The 23,638-nt window shown below is 48.4% G+C and carries 29 protein-coding genes and 1 pseudogene; 19 read left to right on the top strand and 11 right to left on the bottom strand.

Features of this window, described 5'->3' with window-relative positions; all coding sequences use genetic code 11:
- The first annotated feature begins 52 nt into the window (after nucleotides 1-52).
- The 5 genes from FH974_RS11085 to menE are packed head-to-tail and all read left to right on the top strand — an operon-like array spanning nucleotide 53 to nucleotide 6,374.
- Nucleotides 53-1,405, top strand: coding sequence for an isochorismate synthase (locus tag FH974_RS11085; RefSeq protein WP_207103278.1), 1,353 nt, complete (start codon nucleotides 53-55; stop codon nucleotides 1,403-1,405).
- Entirely contained in the window at nucleotides 1,402-3,114 is a 1,713-nt protein-coding gene (menD, locus tag FH974_RS11080) for a 2-succinyl-5-enolpyruvyl-6-hydroxy-3-cyclohexene-1-carboxylic-acid synthase (RefSeq protein ID WP_047887569.1), read from the top strand. The genes FH974_RS11085 and menD overlap by 4 nt, the downstream gene beginning before the upstream one ends.
- The gene (menH, locus tag FH974_RS11075; protein ID WP_047887570.1) at nucleotides 3,098-3,970 is read left to right on the top strand and encodes a 2-succinyl-6-hydroxy-2,4-cyclohexadiene-1-carboxylate synthase; all 873 of its coding nucleotides are present in this window, start codon (nucleotides 3,098-3,100) and stop codon (nucleotides 3,968-3,970) included. The genes menD and menH overlap by 17 nt, the downstream gene beginning before the upstream one ends.
- Entirely contained in the window at nucleotides 3,963-4,937 is a 975-nt protein-coding gene (gene menC, locus FH974_RS11070) for an o-succinylbenzoate synthase (RefSeq protein ID WP_047887571.1), read from the top strand. Before menH ends, menC begins: the two co-directional genes overlap by 8 nt.
- Before the next feature lie 12 nt (nucleotides 4,938-4,949).
- Nucleotides 4,950-6,374, top strand: coding sequence for an o-succinylbenzoate--CoA ligase (gene menE, locus FH974_RS11065; protein WP_047887572.1), 1,425 nt, complete (start codon nucleotides 4,950-4,952; stop codon nucleotides 6,372-6,374).
- A gap of 267 nt (nucleotides 6,375-6,641) precedes the next feature.
- Here the strand turns inward: menE and FH974_RS11060 are convergent, their stop codons facing one another.
- The 3 genes from FH974_RS11060 to FH974_RS11050 all read right to left on the bottom strand — a co-directional run bounded on the left by FH974_RS11060 (nucleotide 6,642) and on the right by FH974_RS11050 (nucleotide 9,790).
- Complete coding sequence (locus tag FH974_RS11060; protein WP_047887573.1) at nucleotides 6,642-8,516, bottom strand: MFS transporter; 1,875 nt, start codon at nucleotides 8,514-8,516, stop codon at nucleotides 6,642-6,644.
- Between the two features lie 12 nt (nucleotides 8,517-8,528).
- On the bottom strand, nucleotides 8,529-9,125 hold the full coding sequence (locus tag FH974_RS11055) for a TetR/AcrR family transcriptional regulator (RefSeq protein ID WP_047887574.1): 597 nt from the start codon (nucleotides 9,123-9,125) through the stop codon (nucleotides 8,529-8,531).
- A gap of 266 nt (nucleotides 9,126-9,391) precedes the next feature.
- Nucleotides 9,392-9,790, bottom strand: coding sequence for an NINE protein (locus tag FH974_RS11050; RefSeq protein ID WP_047887575.1), 399 nt, complete (start codon nucleotides 9,788-9,790; stop codon nucleotides 9,392-9,394).
- A gap of 260 nt (nucleotides 9,791-10,050) precedes the next feature.
- On the opposite strand from FH974_RS11050, the gene FH974_RS11045 reads away from it, so the two are divergent.
- Together FH974_RS11045 and FH974_RS11040 are read left to right on the top strand one after the other, a co-directional pair.
- Nucleotides 10,051-10,932 carry a Tim44 domain-containing protein gene (locus FH974_RS11045; protein WP_047887576.1) on the top strand — a complete coding sequence of 294 codons (882 nt, stop codon included), beginning with the start codon at nucleotides 10,051-10,053 and terminating at the stop codon, nucleotides 10,930-10,932.
- Between the two features lie 241 nt (nucleotides 10,933-11,173).
- Entirely contained in the window at nucleotides 11,174-11,419 is a 246-nt protein-coding gene (locus FH974_RS11040) for a TIGR02647 family protein (RefSeq protein WP_047887577.1), read from the top strand.
- A gap of 50 nt (nucleotides 11,420-11,469) precedes the next feature.
- On the opposite strand, the gene FH974_RS11035 is transcribed toward FH974_RS11040, so the two are convergent.
- Complete coding sequence (locus tag FH974_RS11035; protein ID WP_047887578.1) at nucleotides 11,470-11,718, bottom strand: YkgJ family cysteine cluster protein; 249 nt, start codon at nucleotides 11,716-11,718, stop codon at nucleotides 11,470-11,472.
- A gap of 282 nt (nucleotides 11,719-12,000) precedes the next feature.
- Between FH974_RS11035 and FH974_RS11030 the strand changes: the two genes are divergently transcribed.
- Entirely contained in the window at nucleotides 12,001-12,438 is a 438-nt protein-coding gene (locus tag FH974_RS11030; RefSeq protein WP_207103277.1) for a YcgN family cysteine cluster protein, read from the top strand.
- 178 nt (nucleotides 12,439-12,616) lie between these two features.
- On the opposite strand, the gene FH974_RS11025 is transcribed toward FH974_RS11030, so the two are convergent.
- The 4 genes from FH974_RS11025 to FH974_RS11010 form a co-directional block, all read right to left on the bottom strand.
- Nucleotides 12,617-13,231 carry a hypothetical protein gene (locus FH974_RS11025; protein WP_140276623.1) on the bottom strand — a complete coding sequence of 205 codons (615 nt, stop codon included), beginning with the start codon at nucleotides 13,229-13,231 and terminating at the stop codon, nucleotides 12,617-12,619.
- A 117-nt stretch (nucleotides 13,232-13,348) separates the two neighbouring features.
- The gene (locus FH974_RS11020; protein WP_140276625.1) at nucleotides 13,349-14,389 is read right to left on the bottom strand and encodes a phage integrase; all 1,041 of its coding nucleotides are present in this window, start codon (nucleotides 14,387-14,389) and stop codon (nucleotides 13,349-13,351) included.
- Between the two features lie 11 nt (nucleotides 14,390-14,400).
- On the bottom strand, nucleotides 14,401-14,844 hold the full coding sequence (locus tag FH974_RS11015; protein WP_140276627.1) for a hypothetical protein: 444 nt from the start codon (nucleotides 14,842-14,844) through the stop codon (nucleotides 14,401-14,403).
- Between the two features lie 25 nt (nucleotides 14,845-14,869).
- Nucleotides 14,870-15,478, bottom strand: a complete 609-nt coding sequence (locus tag FH974_RS11010; protein ID WP_207103276.1) for a phage repressor protein CI — start codon at nucleotides 15,476-15,478, stop codon at nucleotides 14,870-14,872.
- Between the two features lie 193 nt (nucleotides 15,479-15,671).
- On the opposite strand from FH974_RS11010, the gene FH974_RS11005 reads away from it, so the two are divergent.
- The 9 genes from FH974_RS11005 to FH974_RS10965 all read left to right on the top strand — a co-directional run bounded on the left by FH974_RS11005 (nucleotide 15,672) and on the right by FH974_RS10965 (nucleotide 21,868).
- Nucleotides 15,672-15,872 carry a hypothetical protein gene (locus FH974_RS11005; protein ID WP_032552218.1) on the top strand — a complete coding sequence of 67 codons (201 nt, stop codon included), beginning with the start codon at nucleotides 15,672-15,674 and terminating at the stop codon, nucleotides 15,870-15,872.
- Between the two features lie 152 nt (nucleotides 15,873-16,024).
- The gene (locus FH974_RS11000; protein WP_072859696.1) at nucleotides 16,025-16,564 is read left to right on the top strand and encodes a phage regulatory CII family protein; all 540 of its coding nucleotides are present in this window, start codon (nucleotides 16,025-16,027) and stop codon (nucleotides 16,562-16,564) included.
- 9 nt (nucleotides 16,565-16,573) lie between these two features.
- Complete coding sequence (locus tag FH974_RS10995) at nucleotides 16,574-16,912, top strand: hypothetical protein (RefSeq protein WP_140276629.1); 339 nt, start codon at nucleotides 16,574-16,576, stop codon at nucleotides 16,910-16,912.
- A gap of 65 nt (nucleotides 16,913-16,977) precedes the next feature.
- Nucleotides 16,978-17,418 carry a hypothetical protein gene (locus FH974_RS10990; protein WP_140276631.1) on the top strand — a complete coding sequence of 147 codons (441 nt, stop codon included), beginning with the start codon at nucleotides 16,978-16,980 and terminating at the stop codon, nucleotides 17,416-17,418.
- Nucleotides 17,415-17,867 carry a DUF3850 domain-containing protein gene (locus tag FH974_RS10985; protein WP_207103275.1) on the top strand — a complete coding sequence of 151 codons (453 nt, stop codon included), beginning with the start codon at nucleotides 17,415-17,417 and terminating at the stop codon, nucleotides 17,865-17,867. Before FH974_RS10990 ends, FH974_RS10985 begins: the two co-directional genes overlap by 4 nt.
- Nucleotides 17,864-18,406, top strand: a complete 543-nt coding sequence (locus FH974_RS10980; protein WP_140276634.1) for a DNA methyltransferase family protein — start codon at nucleotides 17,864-17,866, stop codon at nucleotides 18,404-18,406. The genes FH974_RS10985 and FH974_RS10980 overlap by 4 nt, the downstream gene beginning before the upstream one ends.
- Complete coding sequence (locus FH974_RS10975; protein WP_207103274.1) at nucleotides 18,403-18,627, top strand: hypothetical protein; 225 nt, start codon at nucleotides 18,403-18,405, stop codon at nucleotides 18,625-18,627. The genes FH974_RS10980 and FH974_RS10975 overlap by 4 nt, the downstream gene beginning before the upstream one ends.
- Nucleotides 18,627-21,155 carry a replication endonuclease gene (locus FH974_RS10970; protein ID WP_140276638.1) on the top strand — a complete coding sequence of 843 codons (2,529 nt, stop codon included), beginning with the start codon at nucleotides 18,627-18,629 and terminating at the stop codon, nucleotides 21,153-21,155. Before FH974_RS10975 ends, FH974_RS10970 begins: the two co-directional genes overlap by 1 nt.
- Before the next feature lie 167 nt (nucleotides 21,156-21,322).
- The gene (locus FH974_RS10965; RefSeq protein WP_140276640.1) at nucleotides 21,323-21,868 is read left to right on the top strand and encodes a hypothetical protein; all 546 of its coding nucleotides are present in this window, start codon (nucleotides 21,323-21,325) and stop codon (nucleotides 21,866-21,868) included.
- Nucleotides 21,869-22,056: 188 nt separating this feature from the next.
- Here the strand turns inward: FH974_RS10965 and FH974_RS10960 are convergent, their stop codons facing one another.
- Entirely contained in the window at nucleotides 22,057-22,389 is a 333-nt protein-coding gene (locus tag FH974_RS10960; RefSeq protein WP_207103273.1) for a helix-turn-helix domain-containing protein, read from the bottom strand.
- Between the two features lie 234 nt (nucleotides 22,390-22,623).
- Between FH974_RS10960 and FH974_RS10955 the strand changes: the two genes are divergently transcribed.
- Entirely contained in the window at nucleotides 22,624-22,848 is a 225-nt protein-coding gene (locus FH974_RS10955; protein ID WP_140276644.1) for a hypothetical protein, read from the top strand.
- Here FH974_RS10955 and FH974_RS26195 read toward each other — a convergent pair.
- Both FH974_RS26195 and FH974_RS26325 read right to left on the bottom strand, forming a co-directional pair.
- Nucleotides 22,790-23,047, bottom strand: a complete 258-nt coding sequence (locus FH974_RS26195; protein WP_242551889.1) for an ogr/Delta-like zinc finger family protein — start codon at nucleotides 23,045-23,047, stop codon at nucleotides 22,790-22,792. The genes FH974_RS10955 and FH974_RS26195 overlap by 59 nt on opposite strands.
- A gap of 69 nt (nucleotides 23,048-23,116) precedes the next feature.
- Nucleotides 23,117-23,242 (bottom strand): annotated as a pseudogene (locus FH974_RS26325) (ogr/Delta-like zinc finger family protein); the annotation flags it as partial.
- A 232-nt stretch (nucleotides 23,243-23,474) separates the two neighbouring features.
- On the opposite strand from FH974_RS26325, the gene FH974_RS10945 reads away from it, so the two are divergent.
- Nucleotides 23,475-23,624 carry a hypothetical protein gene (locus FH974_RS10945; protein ID WP_180772219.1) on the top strand — a complete coding sequence of 50 codons (150 nt, stop codon included), beginning with the start codon at nucleotides 23,475-23,477 and terminating at the stop codon, nucleotides 23,622-23,624.
- Nucleotides 23,625-23,638: the final 14 nt, after the last annotated feature.

Below are 23,638 nucleotides of genomic sequence, written 5' to 3'. Positions count from 1 at the left end.
TATCAGCCATGGATGAGCCTTTACAAGCGCTTGCGAGCTGAGTGAGGTTACCTTGACCGCGTTACAACATGCCGTTGCGTTGTTGCAGCAGAAAATTCGACACAATGCTGATCACGCCCAACGTTTTACAGTACAGCTGGATCTGCCGGCTGAGACTGATCTGATTGACTGGCTGGAATCTCAGCCACTGTTTCCGAAGTTTTATTGGCAATCGCGTGACAGCCGGGAAGAGGTTGTGGCTCTGGGCCAGATCAAGACCTTTACCGATCCTAAAGCGGCAGAAAAGGTACTGGCTTCCCAGCAGCGAATTTGGGGCGGTCGGTCTTTTGACGGACGTACCTCCCGGAATCAGCGTTGTTTATCTTCTTTTTTCTTTTTGCCGGTGCTTGAGCTCAGCCGTCAGGATGACACCTGGCAACTGGCTGTCAATGTGACGCCTGAGCAGGAAGAAACCGTTCTTGCTACGCTGAGTAAGATCCGTACAGAAGCGACACCGGTCGCCGATATCCAGAGTAAAATTCTGGCGCGTACGTTTACGCCTGATTTTAATGGCTGGTCTGCCATGATTGATCAGGCTCTCGACGCCATTACCCAGCGTGAATTCGAAAAAGTCGTGCTGGCACGTAAAACCACACTGACGTTGGATCGGCCGGTTGCGCCGGCTCAGCTTCTGAAAGCCAGTCGTGCCAATAACCGACACTGTTTTCATTTCCTGATGGCGCTGGACGCCAAACACTGTTTTGTCGGCTCGACACCGGAACGTCTGTTTCTGCGTCAGGGGGAAGCCCTGCACACGGAAGCTCTGGCCGGCACCATCGGGCGGGGACAGAGTCCGTCGGAAGATAACCAACTGGCCCGCTGGCTGCTGGAAGACAGCAAAAACCGTTATGAAAACAGCTTGGTGGTTGATGACATTGTCAGTCGCCTGCGCGATTGCTGCCAGAGCATGACGGTCGCTCAAACCCCGGAGTTGATTCGGCTGCGTCAGGTGCAGCACCTGAAGCGGGGGATTGATGCCCGCCTGAAAGCCAGTGTTGATAACGCGGATCTGCTGGAAAGCCTGCAGCCGACCGCCGCTATCGCCGGCTTGCCGCGCGATAAGGCCCTGTCGTTTATTCAGGATCATGAGCCGTTTGCCCGCGGCTGGTACAGTGGCTCGGTCGGTTTTCTGAGTCGTGAACGTACTGAGTTCTGTGTGGCGATCCGCAGCGCCCTGATCATGGGGGATGACCTGCACCTGTTTGCCGGTGCCGGCATTGTGCCGGGCTCGACCGCTGACAGTGAGTGGCAGGAGCTGGACAGAAAAACCTCGACCCTGTGCAGCTTGCTGCAGGCGTCGGATGACTGTGATGCGACATCAATACCCTCAGTACAATGTCTGGAAAAAGAGCGGAAAACGGCATGAATCAACCTCCGGCATATCGTGCCGCCCTCAATCAGCTTTGGGCTGGCTTGCTGCTTGAAGAACTGACCCGTCTTGGCGTACGCCACGTGTGTATTGCTCCGGGATCGCGTTCCACCCCTCTGACGCTGGCCGCCGCGGCCAATGACAAACTCACCCTGCACACGCATTTTGATGAGCGGGGACTCGGGTTTATGGCACTGGGGCTGGCTAAAGCGACTTTAGAGCCGGTCGCAGTGATTGTGACTTCGGGAACCGCGGTCGCTAATTTGTTGCCGGCAGTGGCTGAAAGCGGACTGACCGGTGAAAAGCTGGTGCTGCTCACCTCCGATCGGCCTGAAGAGCTGATCGAATGTGGAGCTAATCAGGCGATTCGCCAGCACGGCATTTTCTCCAGTCATGTCACCGAATTTCAGGAGCTGCCGACCCCATCACTGGAAATCAATCCTGCCTGGCTGCTGACGACCATTGATAAAGTGATGTATCAGCAGGCACTGCGTGCGGGGGCGGTGCACTTCAACTGTCATTATCCGGAACCGCTGTATGGTGGTTCAGAGGATTTTTCTGCCTATCTGGCACCGCTCTCTTTCTGGCAGACGTCGGCAGAGCCTTACACACAATACCAAAACAACCAGGTTTTCCGCGGCGATGATATTGCGCTGTCATGGCAGGCATGCGCGAACCAAAAAGGCGTTGTGATTGCCGGTCGGCTCGCCCCGGGTGAATATGCGCTAGTTCAGACTTTGGCGCAGCAACTGGGATGGCCTCTTCTGGCTGACCCGCAGGCCTGTGGCGACAGTGAGTGGGCTGGTTTTGATGTCTGGCTGCAAAACGCAGACTGTTCGGCGTTGTTGTCACAAGCGGAAGTTGTGCTGCAGTTTGGCGGTCGCCTGGTCTCGAAACGGTTGGCGCACTGGATTGACCTGCATCAGTGGCAGCATTACTGGCTGGTGGACCCATTAGCGGTACCGCTTGACCCAAGCTATCGCTGCACCCGTCGCATTCAGGCGGATATTTCGGCATTCAGCCAGGCGGTGTTGCGGGCCGACTGTGATCCTCAGCATCACGGCTGGGCTGATGCTCTCAAGGGGGCATCAGAGCGGCTCCATCGGATTATCGGCCAGCAGAATGCATTAAATGAGCTTAGTCTGGCGGCGAATGTGACCCGTTGGCTGCCGGAAGGTGCCGAGCTTTTCCTTGGTAACAGCATGATTGTTCGTCTGCTGGATATGTGTGCCAAAATGTCGGATATCGCCACCTTTGCTAACCGCGGGGCTTCCGGTATTGACGGGCTGATTGCCACGGCAGCAGGCGTACAGCGAGGAAGAAAGGCTCCGTTACTGTGCCTGATTGGGGATACGTCACTGCTGTACGACCTCAACTCGCTGGCGTTGCTTGCCAAAGCCACGGCACCTGTGGTTGTGCTGGTGACCAACAATGATGGCGGGGCAATTTTCGATTTGTTGCCGGTACCGGAAAGTGAGAAAGAGAGCTTGTACCGGATGCCACACGGCCTGTCGTTTCGTCACGCGGCTGCCATGTTCGGGCTTGACTATGCCAGTCCTACCACGTTGGCAGAAGCAGAGCAGGCCTGCCGCCAAGGACTGACGACTCAGGGGGCAACCCTGATTGAAGTACAAACGCCACCGGGCGAAAGCGGGGCGCTGGTAAAAGCGCTGTTTGCTGAGGTGCGTGATGCCGCTCTACTCTGAAACCTTTCAGGCCGGGGGCGCTGAACCATCAGCCACCCCAACGCTCGTTTTCCTGCATGGGCTGCTGGGAAACGGGCGGGACTGGCGTCGGGTCGTCGATGCCGTTTCCCCTTTCTACTCCTGTGTGACCGTTGACCTGCCAGGCCACGGTCACAGTCGATTTATTCAGGTTGCAGACTTTGCTGAGGCCAATGCACAGCTTAACGAGACGTTGGCTGCGCGCGGAATTGGTCGCTATGTGCTGGTGGGCTACTCGCTGGGCGCGCGTTTGGCGATGTATCATGCTTGTCAGAGCCAACTTGCCATGTGTCCTTCTGACAGCCTCGTCGCCGATTCACGCAATGGGGCGGAGTCCGGCGACGTCAAGTGTCACGGGCAGCTGGCGGGGATCATCCTGGAAGGCGGGCATTTCGGCTTGCCGGAATCCGAGCGGGCAGCACGCTGGCACAATGATCAGCGCTGGGCAAAACGTTTTACCCAAGAGCCGATTGAACAGGCACTGGCTGACTGGTATCAGCAGCCGGTGTTTTCCTCATTAAATCATGACCAAAGACAAAGTTTAATTGCTAAACGCAGTGATAACCTTGGTTTAGCTGTAGCACATATGATGCTGGCAACATCGCTGGCAAAACAACCCCAGTTATTGTCTGACCTGATGAGATTATCCGTTCCGGTTCATTACCTGTGCGGTGAGCAGGACGACAAATTCCGGCAATTGGCGAGACAAACGGCATTATCTCTGACGGTGATTCAACAGGCCGGGCACAATGCCCATGCCGAACAACCCGACAGCGTCGCTACGGCAATCAGGCAAATCCTCAATCAGATTCGACAAGTGGAAGGAAACGATGCGTAGCGCGAAACTCTATCAGTACCAACTCCCTATGGACTCCGGTGTTATTTTACGTAACCAGCGTCTGGTTACCCGTGACGGCTGGATCGTGGAAATGAAAGACGGAGATAAAACGGGCTACGGTGAAATTGCGCCGTTGCCTGAATTCAGTCTGGAAAGTTCCGAAGAAGCCGGCCAGCAGGCTCAGGCATTACTGGCTGATTGGGTGAGCGGGAAAGCATTGTGCCTGTCCGACGCATTACCATCGGTCGCTTTTGGCCTGAGTATGGCGGAGATGGAACTGATGGGGATGTTGCCGGATGAGGGTAACTACCAAGTGGCGCCGCTTTGCAGTGGTGACCCGGATGAATTGGTGGTGGCATTAAATCAGATGCCGGGCGAGAAGATCGCTAAGATTAAAGTCGGGCTGTATGAAGCGGTACGAGATGGCATGGTGGCGAATATGTTTATCGAGGCCATTCCCGGACTGCGTCTGCGACTTGATGCCAATCGGCAGTGGACCCCGCTGAAAGCTCGGCAGTTTGCCAAGTATGTGGCACCAGCACATCGTGCGCAAATTGCCTTTCTGGAAGAGCCGTGTCAGACACAGGAAGAAAGTCTGGCTTTCGCTCATGAAACCGGTATTGATATCGCCTGGGATGAAACCGTGCGTGATCCGGGCTTTGAAGTAAAAGCCGAGCCTGGCGTCGCCGCGATTATCATCAAACCCACGCTGGTGGGTTCCGTGCAAAAATGTTTGTCGCTGATTGAGCAGGCCCATGCAGTTGGCCTGACCGCAGTGATTAGCTCAAGTTTAGAGTCCAGCCTGGGACTGAATCAACTGGCTCGTCTGGCTGCCTGGCAGACGCCTGATGTTATTCCGGGACTGGACACCATGCAATTATTCCAGATGCAACTGGAAGTGGCCTGGCCTGGCTGTGAACTGCCGGTGACACCACTGAATGCCTGTCCGGTTGCCTGGCACCAATAGAGAGAACGCATCATGGCAGCGGCAACAACTGAAACGTTTCCAACCTGGCCGTGGCAGCATTGGGCGACTGAGCGCCCGGCGGCTGTGGCAATACATTGTGAAGGGCAGCAGTTCAGCTGGCATGAAACCGCCAAGCGGGTTGATGAGTACGCACAGGGGCTGATTGAGCAGGGCCTCAAACGGGATCAGCTGGTTGCCGTGGTTTCGCCGAACTCCTTACAGGCAGTCTGGCTGCTTTTGGCGGTATTGCGGGTCGGGGCACGCTTCGTCGGTATTAATCCGCGCCTGAGTCAGGCTGAGCTGGATGCTCAGCTTGCAGCTTTGCACTGTGACTTTGTGTGGTATCCCGCTAAATCAGTGCTGGATCTCTCGGGGTATACCCGCCTTCAGTTGTTACCGCCGGATGCTTCACGAATGGTGCCGGTTACCTGGCAATTGCATCGTCCCGCCACGCTGACGCTGACCTCCGGCTCGACCGGTTTCCCTAAAGCCGTTGTTCATTCTGCCCAAACGCATCTGGCGAGTGCAGAAGGATTGCTGGCCTGGCTGCCTTTTGATGCGGAAGACAGCTGGTTACTCTCGTTGCCATTGTTTCATATCTCCGGGATGGCCATTATCTGGCGCTGGCTGGCGCGGGGAGCCCGGTTGGATGTCTGTGCACCGGAAAGGCTGGATGCTGCGCTGGCGCAGGTCACTCATGCATCTCTGGTGCCGACACAGCTTCAGCGCTTGTTGGATGCTGCTGAGACGACGTCGTTGGCGTTAAAACAAGTCCTTCTGGGAGGAACGATGATTCCGGTAAGCCTGACTCAGCAAGCCCGTCAGGCAGGGATAGAGTGCTGGTGTGGCTATGGTATGACGGAAATGGCGTCTACAGTGACTGCCAAACCCGCAGATGACAGCAGCGGTGTCGGCACGGTATTGCCTAACCGGGAATTGACGCTGGTGGACGGTGAGGTGATGGTCAAAGGTGAGACGCTGTGTCTGGGCTATTACCGCCAGCAAACCATTTTCCCGATTGCCGAAGACGAGTGGTTTGCGACTCGCGATTTGGCCTGCTGGAAAGACGGTGAACTGCATATTCTGGGTCGTGCCGATAACATGTTTATCTCCGGCGGTGAAAATATCCAGCCGGAAGACATTGAAAAAGTGTTGCTGCAACATCCTGATGTGACACAAGCGGTCGTCTTACCTGTCGAAGATGCGGAATTTGGACACCGCCCGCTGGCGCTGATTCGAACTGTTGGCCCGCTAGACGAGGAACGAAAACAACAATTGCGAGCGTATATGGCGCAGCAGGTAACGGCGTTTCGTCGTCCGGTCGAGTATTTGGCTATTCCGGCGCATTTGTCCGGCAGTGGGATAAAGCTGTCGCGCGTGGCATTGAAAGCGTGGCTGGAAAGTGAAAGGGCGGTCTATCAGGACTGCTTGGTCTGAGCCTCGTCTTGCTTCTCGAGATATGCTGTTTAGAGGCTCGATAAAAGCGTCTATTAAAATAAAAGCGGCTATTTGACGATCGCTATTGGAGGCGGGCTTTCGGTATGGACTTCTGATGCAGGGATTTTTTCTGTGAGAGGAGATATCCAGTATCGGTTTTGGCTATCGTATTTAACCAGTAAAAAGCGAGGCTCCACAAAGAGGGAGCCTCGCTTTTTTATTTCTGCCGTCAATCATCAAGCCTGAGCCTGAGCCTTTAACCCAGTATTAACGGCGTTCGCCGCGCAAAGCCAGAATCGTTTCACGCAGATTGGTACTGCTTGCGTCTTCACCTGCAACCGGTGTGCCGACAATGATATTGACCTTTGACCAAAATCGTTTCGGCAACTTGAGCAACGCCCGCCCGCCTTCACGGCTGAAAATACTGCCCCACAATCCCTGTAATGCCACGGGCACGACTGGTACCGGAGAGCGCTTGGTGATCAAATCAATTCCGCGCATGAACGGGCCGATTTCACCGTCGTGAGTCAGGCGACCTTCCGGGAAAACACAGACTACGTCGCCGTCTTCAAGCCGCTTATTGACTTCGATAAAGGCTTTCATGACTGAGCGACGATCGGTCGCGTCAATCGGAATCACCTTACAGGCTTTGCAGAAGGTTTTGATGAACGGAATGTTGTAGATATCTTGATCCATCAGAAAACGAATCGGCCGCGGACATGCTCCGGCCAGTAACAGCGCATCCATATAGCTGACATGGTTTGCGACAATCAGCACGCCACCTTTGGCCGGAATGTTAGCCAAATCCTGATGTTTTACCCGATACATAGTGTGGCTGACCAGCCACACCAGAAAGCGCCAGAAGAAGTCCGGTGTCTGGGTATAAATGTAAGCCATCACTAACAGATTGAGTACAGCCAGAATCAGGAAAAATTCCGGAATGGAGAACGTCAGGACAGATAGGCAGAGGATAGCGAAAATTGCACTGGCCACCATAAAAATGGCGTTCCAGATATTGTTAGCCGCAATGATCTGAGCCCGCTCTTGCTCCAGGGCACGGTGCTGCATCATGGCATACAAAGGTACGATGAAAATGCCGCCAGAGACACCCAGCAGGGTCAGGTTCACAAAAACACTGATCAGTTCCGGGTGGGTAATAAACTCCATCACACTGAGTGAATCAGGCAGGGTATCTGGTGTGGCAAACATTAGTCCTGCACCGAATACTGTAATCCCCAGACTGCCCAGTGGCACAATACCCGGCTCAATCCGGTGACCGGAGAGCTTGTCACACAGTAGTGAACCAATGGCAATGCCGACAGAAAACAGGGTCAGCAGGATAGAGACTGCGGCTGCGCTACCACCGAGGTGCAGTTTGGCAAAATTTGGAAATTGGGTGAGGTAACAGGCTCCGAGAAACCAGAACCAGCTAATTCCTAGTACGCACTGAAAAACGGTCTTGTCTTTGCGGGCTATCGCCAGGGTATGGCGGGTGTGATAGATCGGCCGCCAGGTAAAGACCATATCCGGGTTACTGGGTTTGGCAGACGGTATCCAGCGTGAACAAAAGTAACCGATGATGGCAAAGGCGACCACACTGACAGCGGCAATGTAAGTAGCGCCAGCCTGGTTCGCGATGACACCAGCGAGCAGTGTTCCCATCAATATGGCGAGAAATGTACCGGTTTCCACCAAGGCGTTACCCGATACTAATTCTTCTTTTTGTAAGTGCTGTGGCAACAGTGCGTATTTGGCCGGGCCAAAGAAGGCAGACTGGGTGCCCATCAAAAACAGCAGTACCAGCAAAATCATGTACTGTTCGCTGATAAAAGCGATAGCGGCCAGCGACATAATGACTATTTCAGCCATTTTAACGATTCGCATGATCGTGGCTTTGTCATATTTGTCGGTCAGGACTCCGGCAGAGGCTGAAAACAGAAAGAAAGGCAGGATGAATAAACCGGCAGCCAGATTGATGATCAAATCTGAGCTCACAGGAAGCGTACCAGCCGGTGCAAAGGCAATGAGGATCAGCAGGACATTCTTGTAGACATTGTCATTGAAAGCCCCAAATGCCTGGGTAAGGAAATACGGAAGAAATCGCCGTTGCGTCAGCAGGCGAGATTGGGACTTTCCTGACATGCTTAACTCCGTTTAAGCTTTCCAGGCATTAAGATACGTGGTCAGCAGATTGTCAATCAAGGCTTTGCCGTCAACAGGCGTTGAGGTGAACAGCTTGTCATCGACGGTCAGCAGGGTAATACCGTGAACACCGGACCACAGCACGCGGCTGTTTGCGAGTACATCTTCTGCACTTTGCTCCGGGTTGATTTGGCTAATCAGTGATTCCAGCATACCGGTCATATTATTGATCCGGGCCGATTGCCATTCTGGCAGTTCTTCACCATTCATGGTGTGCTGGAAAATCAGTTGCCAGCGATATGGGTTTCGAGAAGCAAAATCGAGGTAACAATAGGCGAGTTTTTGCAGCGCTTCTTCCGGTGAAGTCGCTTTTTTCATTTCCGCTTCCGCTTCCGCAAAAAGCTCATCAAGCGTTTGGGCTACAGCGTGCAACAGCAGCAGGTTGTAGTTCCCAAAAACATTGACCAAGGTACTCGGCACGTAACCAATCATAGCCGCGACTTTGCGCAGGCTCAGTTCATGGTGCGGGTGTTCAGCGAGAAAGTTTTTGACTTGCTCCAGTGTCATGCTTACCAACTCTTCGCGAGTATGGTCGTTTCGTCTTGCCATTGAAATGTTACTCTTCTCGAATAAATCTTGTTGTGTAAGAACCCACTGCGCGGTAGCGATAACTCCGTCTAGTCGACCGCGCGGAAGTATATTTTAATTATAGAACGATGTTCGATATTTTAGTTTGAATCAACCTTTCAGGTCAAGCATCTGTACTGTCATCTGTTAATAATCGGTTAAGATAGTGACAGTTTGTGAAGAAAATCATCCTGCTTTACAGCACAATCAACAAATACTTTCTTCAGGCTTTGCGACCTGTCTAGTAATCAGGCAAGCTGTTTTTCACGGTTCTTCACAGAAATCTGCTCGTTCAGCGTCCAAAAATCCACCAGTACGCCAATCAGGAAGAAGCCGAAAGTCAGGAAATACAGTATACCGGTCAGCCATTTACCCATGTACATACGGTGCACGCCGAACACGCCCAGGAAAGTCAGCAGCAGCCAGGCTACGGAGTAGTCAATATCACCGCTCTGGTAACGTAGATCAGCCTCACGGTCCATGGAAGGGATCAGGAACAGGTCAATCAGCCAGCCAATACCCAGCAGACCCAGAGTGAAAAACCAGATTGTCCCGGTTACCGGACGGCCGTAGTAAAAGCGGTGTGCACCCAGGAATCCGAAAATCCAGAGTAGGTAGCCAATCAGCTTACTATGTGTATCTTGCATGTTGTTTCCTTATTAAAGGCCGGTTAAAAGAAGGCTAAAAGCCGCTTTGGTTATGAACAAATGCAGGAAAAATCCTAAATTGTTTTCATTATTAGCATATTACAGTCGAGTATGCTCAAAGTCTCCTAATGTCTCATGCCATCCTTATGTGCTACATCCTTTGATCAATATTAGTAACAATTTGCCGGCAGGGTTTTATTGACTTTCCAATACAGCCGTTTACGATGCAGTCTCCACTAAAGGCAAAGGTATTCATTAATATGAAACGCATCTTTACAGTATTTGCCCTGATTCTGACGGTGTCATTCGCTGCACCGCATGTTGAGGCAAAGAAGTTTGGTGGCGGTAAGTCAATCGGTAAAAGCTATAAAACAGCACCGGTGAAACAGCAGCAACCGCAGCAAACGGACACGCTGAAGCAGCAACAGCCTGCTTCGAACCAAACTACAAAATCCAGTACCAAGAAAGGCCTGATGGGCGGGCTTCTCGGTGGTCTGCTGGCCGGCGGCCTGCTGGCAGCATTCTTCGGTGGTGCGTTTGACGGTATCCAGTTCATGGATATTCTGATTATCGGCCTGATTGCCTTCGTGATCTTTAAACTGTTTAAAGCGATGCGTGGCGCCAAATCGACGCCGATGGGGCATCGTGAAGCGTATGCGGGGAACTCACCTCAGCAGCCACAGCAAACGGCACAATACCGTCAGCAAAATGCACCATTTGGTGGTGCGGCTCAACCTGAATACGCATCAACCGACAGCGATGTGCCGTTTAACCTGCCTCCTGGCTTTAACATGCAGGCATTCCTGAATGGCTCTCGCGAACATTACCGCACTCTGCAAGAAGCGTGGAACCTGAATCGCCTGGAGAAAATTCGTGAATACGTCAGTCCGGCACTGTTTGACGATCTGGCTGCGGAACGTGCAAAGCTGGACGGTGAGCAACACACAGAAGTGATGTACGTGGATGCTGAGCTGGTTCGCGCTGACTACGATGCGAATATGGCCCACCTGAGTATTAAATTCTCAGGACGTTATAAAGATCGTATCGAAGGTGTGGAAGAAGACATCACCGATGTCTGGCACCTAGAGCGCGATCTGCAAACGCCAAATGCACCTTGGCTGATTGTTGGCATCCAGGCTTAATCAATCACTCAATCTATAAAAACCGCCCCTGAGGCGGTTTTTTTATGCCTGATTTTTTCTGTCTGCGATTTTTTGTTTATAAAACAATTGCGCACAATATGTGTGCGAACAAGGTGTGACACGGTCGCGTTTTTTAAGTTGAATCAGGCATTAAATGAATCAGCATTGATCTATTCACCTACTTTTCTCGCCGTCAGCCACTAGTATTTATATCAGGTAAACAAAACATAGAGTGCAGCGTATGGCATATACAACAGAATTGGTTAGTGAAATGAACCTGTTAATTAAGTTCCCGATGCATTCGGATTTGGAAGGGATCAAAGTCCACAGTGATGCACCGCTGGAGATGGTTGAAGCGGCACAGCGGCTGTTTGACAAAGGATTGGTGACGCAACCGGACGGAGGCTATCTGACTTACTCTGGCCATCAGGCCGTTGAGCATGCCAAGCAGGCATTACGAATTCTGACCGGCAAAATGGATAGTTGAGTACATCGTTGAGTACTCTGAGAGCGATAATGCACAGGGAAAGCATGACATTAAGTCATGCTTTCCAGTTCTGTGATGTTAGCCAGTGCCTGGGCATTTGTGGTACCGCAAAGTGAAGGGCACGGTTTGAACTGGTGGCAAACGGCCGGACGCTCCGGCTTGCCAAACAGCTTGCACAGGTTATCGTCATTGAGCTGAACACAGCGTACGCCCGCAGGCTTTCCCTTTGGCATTCCTGGTATCGGAGATGAAATACTCGGCGCAATACAACATGCCCCACATCCTAAACGACACTCCATCACACACCTACAATTAGTAAAACGGCTGCGCAACTTACCACCCCCAGCGTGACGGATCAAAAATTATCACGAATTGGGAAGCGATCTTGCTGATAAATAATAATGACTATTATTACAGCATCAGAAAACCCTTTGCGGAACGGAATTGCTTGAACTTTGTTGGCTCGGGGGCTATAAAACCGCGTTCAACTTATGTCTATCGGGTTCAGAATAACCGCTTGGGTAAAACCAAGTGCAAGGTTGAACTGGCAAGGCAACTAAAGGCAAGAAAAAGGCTTCGTGATGACACACTATTGGCAAGAAAAAGATTTAAAGGACATGACCGATCAGGAGTGGGAAGCCCTGTGTGATGGCTGTGGTAAGTGCTGTCTGCATAAACTGATCGATGACGATACCGACGAAATCTACTACACCAATGTAGCGTGCAGCCTGCTGGATGATAAAACCTGCTCATGTCGTGATTACCCGAATCGTTTTGAATCCGGCGAAGAGTGCCTGAAACTGACCCGAGAGCGCATCGATGAGTTCGTGTGGTTGCCGGACACGTGCGCCTATCGTCTGCTTGCTGAAGGTAAGGAGCTACCGGAGTGGCATCCATTGCTGACCGGCTCTAAAGACGCGATGCATGCAGCCAATGAGTCTGTGCGAGATAAAGTGGTGTATGAAATTGATGTGATTGACTGGGAAGACCACATTTTGAACCATCCCAGCAGGGGCTAGGCCGTATCAGGATTGGCGGGGCTTTATCAAAGGCTTGTTAATCAATAATCATCAATATTTATCTATATTCTGAAAGTTTGTGGACACAATGTGGACACTAAAGTGTCCACGCATGGGGGGGGAAGGAACTGAAATAAAGCTATATAACAGAGGGAGAACTATAAATGGCTTGCTTGTTTTACCAATTAACTTCACCGTTATCATTAAGGGGGTAACCTTCGCCTATTTTTTCAAAGATTGTCTCTATAGATGCTCCATCTTTTGTTACATTGAATGCTGTCTTGTACTCACTACCGACCTTTATAATCCGCAGAGCTTGTGAAAAGTGGCCATTTCTAGCGCTGAATTGAATGGTTAATCTTGTATAGTCTTTCTCGTGCATTGATATCCCAGAAAACACAGCTACACCTGGTGAAACATTACCTACTTCCACATTAATACCAACATTCAATAAGTTTGATTGCCCCTTAGGCTTAGCTAGTTCGGTTTCAAGCTCATCAATATCGACAACATGTAAATTTACATCGTAGAGAGGATGTTTGCCTTCATTAATTATCATTAATGATTCAGGATAGCTAGTCCCAGATTGAGATGAAGGTAATAAATAAGGAAAGCTATCGCCACCTGTAATAGATTTAGAAATTTCCTTGTTTAGATCGGCAATTTCTTCACTCTTTTTTCTAAGAGCCTGTTCATTTTTAGTTTGTTCAATGGATGCCCATATTGCACCAGTTGCACTTATGAGTGCACCAGCAAAAATTAGAATTGCGGGGCCACCGAGACTGCTTAACATGCCATTTTCCTTCTTAGCTAATGAATTAAACACTGATAAATGCCTTCTTTTAGTTAACTTGATTTTTCATTTAATGCCATGTTAGTGCTAATTCTGAACCTCGAAACCATGTAATATTCAATGGGGTCGAGAATTCCAAACATTCACTAACGGGTTCTTTGTAACCACATCTTCTAGGTGATCTGGGGCGAGGTGCGCGTATCGCATGGTCTGCTTAATATCGCTATGACCAAGGATTCGTTGCAGGGCGATGATGTTGCCACCGTTCATCATGTAGTAAGACGCAAAAGTGTGGCGCAGAACGTGGGCCGCTTGCTGTTTTAGTCGTGGAACGTTTCTCACAATGAATCGGTAAACGGTCGAATAGCCAATGCTAAACAATGGGCCAGAGCCTTCCTTGTAAATCTCTTCATAAAGTTCGGGGCTGATCGGTACCGAGCGATTCTTTTTACCTTTCGTTTGAGTGAACGTTACTTTGTATTTTGTGATTTGAGCGCCCGTTAGTCGGGATGCTTCGCGAAAGCGACCACCTGTAGCCAAACAAAGTTTAATAATCTTATGCATGTCATCATGGAATTCGTGTGCTTCTGCCTTAGTGATAAGGTTCTGCATTTCCTCAACGGTGAGAAATTCCATTTCAGGTTCATGCAGTTTGAATTGGCGGACAGCTTTCAAAGGATTTTCACCTTTCCATTCTCCCATGCGCTGCAGCTCTACAATCACAGCGTTCAGAAGATCTTGTTCGTTGTTGCAAGTACGAAAAGACACTTCAACCTTTCGGCCATTCAAATCTGCCACTTCACCTGCAAGGCGGCGAGTGCGGTATTCAGTAAACATCGTTGCCGTGAGCTTATGATAAAGCGGGTCGCCTAATGCCAAGCCCATAACCTTCAACTTATTGTAAGTGTATTTGGAATGAGCAAGTGATTGGCCGTGGCGTTCTTGCCATAAGTCGATCATATCCAACAAGCTACGAGTTTGGCTTTTCTCACCTAACCACGGTTTGTCGTCGGTTTCTTTTAAAACAAACTTCTCATACGCAAGTGCTTCACCTTTAGTCGCAAAGCGTTTTCTTACACGTTTACCATTACGGCCATTTGGACGGACATCGCACATCCATGGTTTCTTGTTACCGTCTTCTAACTTTCGAACTGTCATGATCTGTTCTACTACGAGTTAGATTCACAAGTTTTCGCGTACGTAGTTGCTGCTTCTTTCATAAACCCCCACTGTTCTTTGATTTTGCTTTTATCGCCACCATTACGAGCATGGTTATAAATCTCTTGAACAAACAGACTTAATCTTCCTACAAATTCGGTGTATACAACTCCTGAAATCTTGCGGTTTTGGTCGGTGGTATATGCAGATGGAGGTAGATTGTATTTTTCTTTGATATCCGAAAACGCGGGGTTGAATGTGGATACTCTCCATTGGGCTACTTGGCGGTAATCTGAATTCTGTGTAAGCAATGTTGTAGCTTTATCTATATATGGAGAGACTTCAGTGAGCATTTTCTGTGAGTATTGGCAATCACTCAAACTCTCTAGAGAGCTATCTTCAGCATTTGTTGTTGCTGAAAATGCAATTATTGACGCAAGCAAAATGTACTTCATATTTTCTTGGCTACCCTATACGTTCTTATTTTTTCTTCATTTCCATTGAGACTCGCCCAAGTACCTTTATATCTTCCTCTGCAACTTCAATAGTTGAAGCTCCAAAAGCAATTGCTAGCTTTTTACCAGGTAGTCTCTGTAAGTAATTAATTGATAGACGGCCATCAATGTCTATGAGGTAGTCACCTGCTACGGGATCTGTTGACTCTTTGTTTATGTAATAGATACCTGAGTCGTCCTCAATTACTTGAGTGAAAGACGGTTTTAGACCAAATCGGTCAAGCGTGACTAGATCTAATGCAGTTATTCCTGCTTCAACTAACGTCCCATCAACCAGATTGAATATTTGCATTTCTTGAGATGTAAGCGTACTCGATGCCCCGTCATCAAATGGTTCGCCTTCACCAAGAGCCATATATCGAACAGATGCACCAGTTGCTAGGTGTGTCCTAATAATTAGCTCCCAACCAGTTCGGTTATGAGTATGCCAAGTTGAGAATGTTGAGTTTGGCACGCCAAAGTAGTCACTCATTAACTCATAAGTCTTACATCCCGTAACTTTTTTTAGCTTTTCAGTAAATTCTCTGCCTTTTAGGTAGTCAAATGGCGGAATTTTTGCAGGGATTCTGCTCATTGGGTCAATTCCTTATAGCTCAAATGGCTTAAAACAGTAATCCAGATCAAATTTCGAAGATGATTTACGCAAAAGTATAAATAAATCTTGTTTAATGCGTAAATTTGATCAAATAATTACTCAAACACCAATGATGGCTAATCAATCTCACTCAATCGCCATCAAATAAACACAAACAAGTAGGATACCACTTATGGCAACTATTCAAATAGCGGTAGACGCACCTTTTTGTACTAAAAAAGAGTTTATCCGTCGCACTGGCTGGTCTTCATCTTCCTTAGACCGCGCTATCACTGCAGGTGAAATCCCAGTTCTGGAGAAGAAAGGAAGAAGCGGCAGCGTTCTTATCAACCTAGTCAAACTCTACCAACGTGCAGCGGAGCAACAAGTATGAGCCCTGCTATCCCACCTAAAACCAAACTCACTCAGCAAAGTGCAATGAGTGAGTCTTGGGAAGAAAACTACCCAAACAAATGTCCGCTTTGGCTGAATATCATCGGCTGGTCATTCGTTCTCGTTCCTTTCTTCTTTAAATGAGTATTGGTTATGGACGCAAATAACTCAATGTGTGTATTACGCGAGCTCAAACAACAAACTTTTGATGCAGCTTGTTGTGATTTTGTCGTCAATCACGATGTTGAAGCGATAGCCCGAAAGTTAGAGCTAAATGGCACAATGCTTCGCAACAAGCTGAACCCAAATCAACCGCATGTTCTTAAGCCGGTTGAGTTGGCGTTAATCAGCCGCGTTTCTGGCGACTACTCAATCGTAAACACGTTATTTGCCAATGATGGTGTTGTAACCATTCCACTTCCAAAAGATGAAGATGAACTGAACTTGCTTGAAAGGGTTCTTCAGCTAAACGCCCATTCTGGTGAGCTTTCTAGCGATGCGTTAGCCATGTGCACCGCAGAGCGTTTACCGCGATCTACTAAACGCAAAACCTTAGCCAAGGCGCAAGCCGCTTTGGGCAATCTGGTTTTGCTTATCAATGACCTTGAACACCGCACCACAGGCCTGCAGCCACTCATGCAATTTGGCACAGATTTTCTGGCTAATGGTGCACCTATTCCAGGCTTAGCCTAAGGAGCCATCATGAACCAGTTAGCTACCCAACAACAGCAGCACCAACTTAAAGCCCCTAGTGCACAAGAAAGCATTACCGCGTGTAGGGCTCACTTTAACGGTCAAGCTACGCGAAACAAACTGCGTGAAATGTTCAATCGGCTGCCAGAAAAGAGCCGTGGTTTGGTGCTTATCGCAGGGGGCCTGCCAGCTCGAGACTATCAGCGTAAGTTTGAGTCTTTTGATGATTTAGAGCTGCAGAAAATCCGTAAGGGTATGAAGTACCTGAAAGAAATGACAGTCGGATTTGATAACAAGCTTGGTGATGTTCGCCGCCTAAAACACTACCAGTTCAGTAGTACCCATTAACAACCTAGCCAGCCTTGCCCCTGTAACAGGGGGCTTTTTTTCGTCTTAGCGTAGGAGCATAGAAGATGAATTCATTTGAAAAACTAACCGAAGCACGAAACCTAATAGACCAAGTGATTAACCGAAATGTTGGTTCAATTGGTCACACCGATTTACCTGCCGAAGCACTGGCAAGTAAACAGAAGCTACTTAGTGGATTGAATACAGATAGAGAAGTATTTGACATTGTGAACGCTATCAACGCGTTGGCTATGGCGAATGTGGATGTGATTCATGTATTCACGAACTTTTCTGGGCATGTGAATAAATTACGAGTCTATGCGAATCCCGCTAACACAGATTACCAATCAAATGACTACCGCCGCGATAGCAAGGTACTAGATGAGGAAGTCCGTTTAGAAAGCAAAGATGCACTAGAACAACTTCTATTTATCGAAGGCCAGCTAACAGATCTGATCATTGAAGCGCGTGAAGAAGCCGAAGCAAAAGTAGAGGTGGAAGCATGAGCAATTTCACTCTCCACGAACTGAAGATTCAATCTGTTCATTTCACCGAAGTGTTGGCCGGACGCAAAACACACGAAGTTCGATTTAACGACCGCAACTACCAGGTTGGTGACTGCTTGAACCTGCGTGAAATCGATGAAAACGGCCATTACACCGGACAGGAGATGAACACCCAAATCTGTCATGTACTTCATGGTGGTCAGTACGGTCTGGAAGAAGGTTGGTGTGTTCTCTCACTCAAAAACGCCACTCATAGCAAAGCGAAGCAATTGATTGAGTACCTGCGTGATCGCCTGGAAGAAACCTGCGATTGCATTGAAGCGGGCTATGACATTATCCGATCTTCTGGTCACACTATCGGAGACAGTCAACTGACCGTCGAAGGTGGTCGTGTCTTTATCGAAGAAGCCAACACATATCTTAGCACTATTGGGGAGGGTGACAAATGAGCTCTACCAACGGAAAAGTGCAACCACGCGAACTCTATCCAACACCACCGGAAGTGGTCGACGCTCTATTGGCGAAGTTAACGCTTCGCCCAACTGATAAGTTTTTAGAGCCTTGCTACGGTACAGGTGCGATCTTTGACAAGATTGAGTTGCCAGATAGCCAAAAGTTATTTGCTGAAATTGCAAAAGGTATTGATTACCTGACCACAGACTTTGGTTCTCAGGACGTGATCATAACCAACCCTCCGTTTTCACTAACGGAGGAGTTCATTCGCAAAAGTCTGAGCGAGTTGGCACCAAATGGAACGATGGCTTACTTGCAGCGTGTTAATTACCTCGGCTCTAAAAAGCGCCTGCCTTTTTGGTTCGAAATCGGCTTTCCACCAAAGTGCCCAATCATTGTGCCTCGTCCCCGTTTTGTGGGTGGCGGTTCTGATTCTTGCGAATACGCTTGGTTTATCTGGGACAACGGCAACCGCTTCGATATTCCGCAAGGTTTGAGCCATATCGTTTCAATTGGTCATGAGGTGGCAGCATGAGCAATCCAAAACACGTCCTTTGCCAAGACTGCCTAAAGCTGAAACCTTATACCGATGCACGCCACAACAGCGAAGAACAGTGCGAATGTGGTGGAGATTTCTGCGGTTGCTTGTACTGCCAAAGCACAATTGAGGGCTTGCTAGCAGGAGAAACTAAGGCCGAAGCGCTTGGAACCCAACGTGATATTCACGGTTGGACTCCTGAAGGTATTAAGTCTTAATGGCTGAGCAAATCACTTTCACCACAGAACAAAAACGTGCAGCCTCCCTTGCTTGTCAGCGATGGGGGGATTTGCACGTTTATCCGCAAAAGCCAAAGGTAGTCGAGGTTGCCCCAGAACCACCAGTATTCGAACACGAACCGGAAGGCATGAGCGTCACTGAGCGCAAGTTATACGATGTAAACCCAGACGACCATGCATGGCGCCAGGGGTATTTTGCTGATCTGCCAGATTACCTGACGAAATACTTTGCTACTCGCTACATCAATATTTTCAATAAAAAAGGTAAAGGCGGTGGCCGAGCAGAGGCTAACACCTTCCTGCGTGAAAAAATGCGTCCTGCGAGTGAGCGTGTGCGCATGGTGCTTGCTAAATACAAAAAGTTACCGACAACCCAAAAGGTTGCTTTGCTGAGTGACGAACACGACGACACTGAGCACAACGACTTTGCACACATGAACCCAGAGCACAAAAAAGAGCAGATGCGTTTTGACTTTGACAAGGCAGAGCGCAACCGCAAACCAGTGAAAAGCCGGATTCTGGCAGAACTGGAGCAAGATGAATTAAGAGAAATGGCGTTCAAAATATCCCAGATCATGAACAGCCGTTACCAGTTCTTTGCCAAGCAGCAAGGCGAAGCTCATGAAAAAGTAGAAGATGCGGTAGTAGCCGGCTATGAGTTGCTTGCTGAGTTTGTCACTCAGTTTGGTGTAAAGGCTCCCCGTAAATACAAAAATCAAACCGAGCTATCTGCTCTGCAAGACATTTCCAAGATGATCAGTGAAAAGTGGTGGTTAGGCCGCTTGGTTAAATTGCGCAAAATTATGCGTGAACATCTCGCCATTGCGATGGGGCAAGTGTCCAGCAAGGCATCACCTTACTGTTCGTGGGATTGTGTCCGTGAATATAAAGAACAGCAAAAGCGTAACTGGGATGCAATTCAAAATACCATTTTGTTTGATGAAGAGACCGGGGAAGAAGCTGAGCTGAAAGACATGGTGCTAAAAAGCGTGGCGAACCCGGCTATTCGTCGCCATGAGTTGATGGTGCGTTGTCGTGGATGTGAAGACATTGGTAATGAGCTGGGGCTGCAGGGATTGTTCCTGACGTTGACCACGCCAGCCAAGTATCACAATAGCTATAAGAAAGGCGGCTTCATTGACCATTGGAATGGTGCCAGCCCGCGTGAAGCGCAATCGTACCTAAACAATGTGTGGCAGCGAATTCGCGCCAAGCTTGGCCGTGATGAAATCCGCTGGTTTGGGGTGCGCGTGGCTGAGCCTCATCATGATGGTACTCCGCACTGGCATTTGTTGCTTTGGGTAAAGCCAGAAGACAAAGCGAAAGTGACACAGATTTTTATTGATTACGCCACCAAAGAAGACAAGCAAGAGCTATTCAATAAAGCAGGTGTATTTGACCACAAAGCCCGTTGCGATGTGGGTGAAATCGATCCTGAAAGAGGGACAGCCACCGGGTACATTGCCAAATACATTTCAAAGAATATCGACGGCTATGCCATGGACGGCGAAGTGTCGGACGAAACTGGCAAAGCCGTGAAGGATATGGCGAAGAATGTCAGCGCATGGAAAAGCCGCTGGAACATTCGCCAGTTTCAGTTCTTTGGTGGTGCACCTGTTACCACTTACCGGGAGCTGCGCCGCTTTGCCAATCAGAACAAAAAAGCCTTCATGGAATACCTCTTCATGCAGGAGCGTTCTGATCTACTCACTATCTATTCAATGCTGCAGCGCGATTTAGTAGGCCCAATTAAGCCTAGTAAGCTGATTACCAATAAAGAATTGATGGAAGTGATCGGAAACAGCTACCAATCACGCATCAAGACCGATGATGCAAGCATAACCGACACTCTAATAGCTGCCGACCATGGTAACTGGCAAGGTTACATCATGGGGCAAGGAGGCCCATTCGTTAAGCGTGAAGATTTGCTGATCGTGAACGTATATCAAGAGCTTCCTTTTGCCTCTCCACACGGCGAAACCGTTCGCAAGTTGGAAGGGTTCAAAACACCAGATGAAGTGGTTAAAACACGCCTCAAGGTCTGGACGATTAAGAAGAAATCCAAGGTTGACGAAGAAGCTGAAGCGGGGGCTCTTGTTCTTTCTGGAGCCTCTGGCTCCTCTCGGAGTTCTGTCAATAACTGTACGGAGCCCGAGAAAGTACAGGTCTGCGATCAGCTAACCAGGTTATTAGCTCCAAATGAAATATTGGCGAGTAGCCCACCAAATATTGATGAGTTTGCCTTAACTGCATTGCTAAAAGGCAGCTCACTAAAAGTAGATAACGAGACAAGTCTTCAAATCCGCCCTGCGGAGGTAGATGAACACGGCAATAAACGCCCAGCACAGCTTGTCGAAGTCAGCCGTGCACCTGCAGATGATCTGAAATGGATGGATTTTGAGGGGTGGGACCAACTATTTACCCAACCTGAGCAAGTAAAAGATGAATACCAACAACCAGACCTTTCGTTCTTCCCTGAGTTGGAAAGCGATTGGCCGTTAGCATAAGAACAACATTAGGATGCCCATAAATCTCGTTTGCCAGTTGGCTTTGTGTGATACTGATTGCCTAACTTAAGTTTCTTTACGACTTACGTAGTCTAAGCCATTTCCAGGTACCAATATGTCACCCGGTAGTGTAAGACATGCGTGTTGTGAAAATGAGGAGAAATTGAATGTACTTTATGCCGTTAGGTTCGACTTCTGAACGTGATGAAGCCCATACTATGAGACCAGAGATTCAAGACTATACAGAGTTTTACACTCTTTATGCTGAATGTATGGCATGTTGGTCTGGTGTGGAAAGTAGCCTTTTATCTTTATATATGCTCTTACTTCAAGTCGATGATTATCATGCAGCCTCTGCAGCTTTTTACTCGACTAATGGGTTTCGCATCAAACTAGACTTAGTGGACGCTATTGTGAAAAATTCTTCAAAGGTCGAAGAGTGTGATAGAGAGTTGTGGAATAAGCTCTACAAAGAGTCTTCAAAGAAATCACGTCGTAGAAATCAATTAGCTCATAACACTGTCTATTATGGTCGCTTTAACGATAATGAGACGAGAAGAATGTTTATAGCTGATCCTCGTAATCCATCTGAAGGTGCTCGCTTGTATATTCATGACCTAAGGAATATACGTGATGCATTTGAGGAATTGAGAAATAATCTCTTTTCTTTTTGGAGTAGTTTAATACCAAAGGTAAAGACAGAATCACAATAACGCTCCAATGGGCCACTTCACGACACTATTCATAACATTTTTATGTTGATGCAGCGCCAGAACCACTGGCGCTAACATACCTTCCAATCGTTGGCAATGTCGCAACCTCGACATACACAACTCAATTATTTTCATGCAATCTACATTTTTAGGGGTTGCGCGTTTAGCAACTCATCATAACGTAGGTATCAAGCTCGTTTCTTTTCCAGTTCCTGGTGAATCGAGTGGATGAGGTCTAGCAGCTCATTGCGAATGCTGGCCGGAAGCGATTGGATGAGTTCGTGTCGATACGTTGTGAGCGTCTCGTGCAATGCAACATGGGAGAAAGGAACGTTGAGCGCCGCGCAAAGTAACCGCATTTGGCGAATATCTATGGGTCGTTCGCCTTGTTCCAAACGTTGCAACATGCGGTATTCGATGCCAGATAAACGGGCAAGTACCTTTTGGGTTTTCCGTTGTTGTAGTCGTTCTTGTATGAAAAACAACATGATAGGGTCGGTATGTCGGTTTTTTTCAGGCATAAAACTCCGTCACTACTCGCCAAATATGGCGGATTAGAACTATAGATATGCCAACTATGGTCAGTGATGTATGGGAATTGATGCATGTCACAACACCATAGCATTCGAATTATTAGAGTGCGCCGAGGCCATGACTACTGATCGCCATATCAGTATAGGCAATAAATCAAGAATAAATTTGTTAGATAAAAACTACTGTATTAATATACAGTAAATCGTCAGTTAGGAGGCTAAATGTCTGAACTACATCAAAAAGCAGAGGAGTTTGTTTTGTGTGCGCTTGCAGACGATACATGTGGCGGTGGTGCTCAAAGCAATGAGGTTGGGCTCTTTTTGCTGCAGCTGATTCTCGGACATAAAAAAGGGCAGCTGATTGCTGCCCCGGAGGATGAGTTAAGCGCTAAAACAAAGCAAGTTGTTGTTTCAAGTGGTCGCGCTTGTCAGGAGATAAAGCCTTGATCAGGCATGTAGCCAAATCACTGGTAGTTTTGGAGGATGGGCTCAGTGTGTGGCTAAAGTATAACGACATAACAAAATGATGCTCACATGCCGGGTTTTTACATTCGCAATACAAATCAGCGCAATCGTTAGACAGGCGGTTAGTTTTTTTGATTACCGCCCGTTCCCCACAACCACAAAAAACACGGCTACCAAACATAGAAGGTTTGCTAGCCGCGCCAATCCCTAAATGAAGCTTAGAAGGCTTTAATGAATGTTTATACCCAATGGCACTAACAAACGTATGGCCGCAATCTGGGTTTGAACATGAACAAGATAATTCCGCGCAATTTGCATCCGCTGCATGGCTTCTGCTTATAACCGCGCGTTCACCGCATTTGCAATAAACTCGCATAACTGACCTAGCTGTTTGACTGACTTAACAATAATAAATCAATTGCTGTGTTTATGTACAGTTGTGACTATCTTTTTAGACCAAGAGTGTGTTACATATTTGAGTCGCGACTCTAATGGTCGCGAGTAGTAACGAAGTAATGAAGTAAGTAGTAGGAGGTAGTCGTGATGACTTGGATTATATGATGGTAGGACGGGCCTACCATCGTCAGAACAAAAGGTAGATGAGCGCTATGGCTGTAACTAAGGGACTTGTATCTAAAATCAAGGCAGTACTGGGGGACGAAGAACTATTAGGTTTTCTTACTGAAGAAGAATGCCGCTCTGTGATGGAAGTATTAGAAAAAGAGGTGGAGGTTAAGCAAACAACAGCCACCGACTAAGAAAGAAAAGGACC

It is taken from the genome of Photobacterium ganghwense, assembly GCF_017329545.1.
Lineage (GTDB): Bacteria > Pseudomonadota > Gammaproteobacteria > Enterobacterales > Vibrionaceae > Photobacterium > Photobacterium ganghwense.
This window is presented reverse-complemented; position numbering and strand designations above follow the sequence as displayed.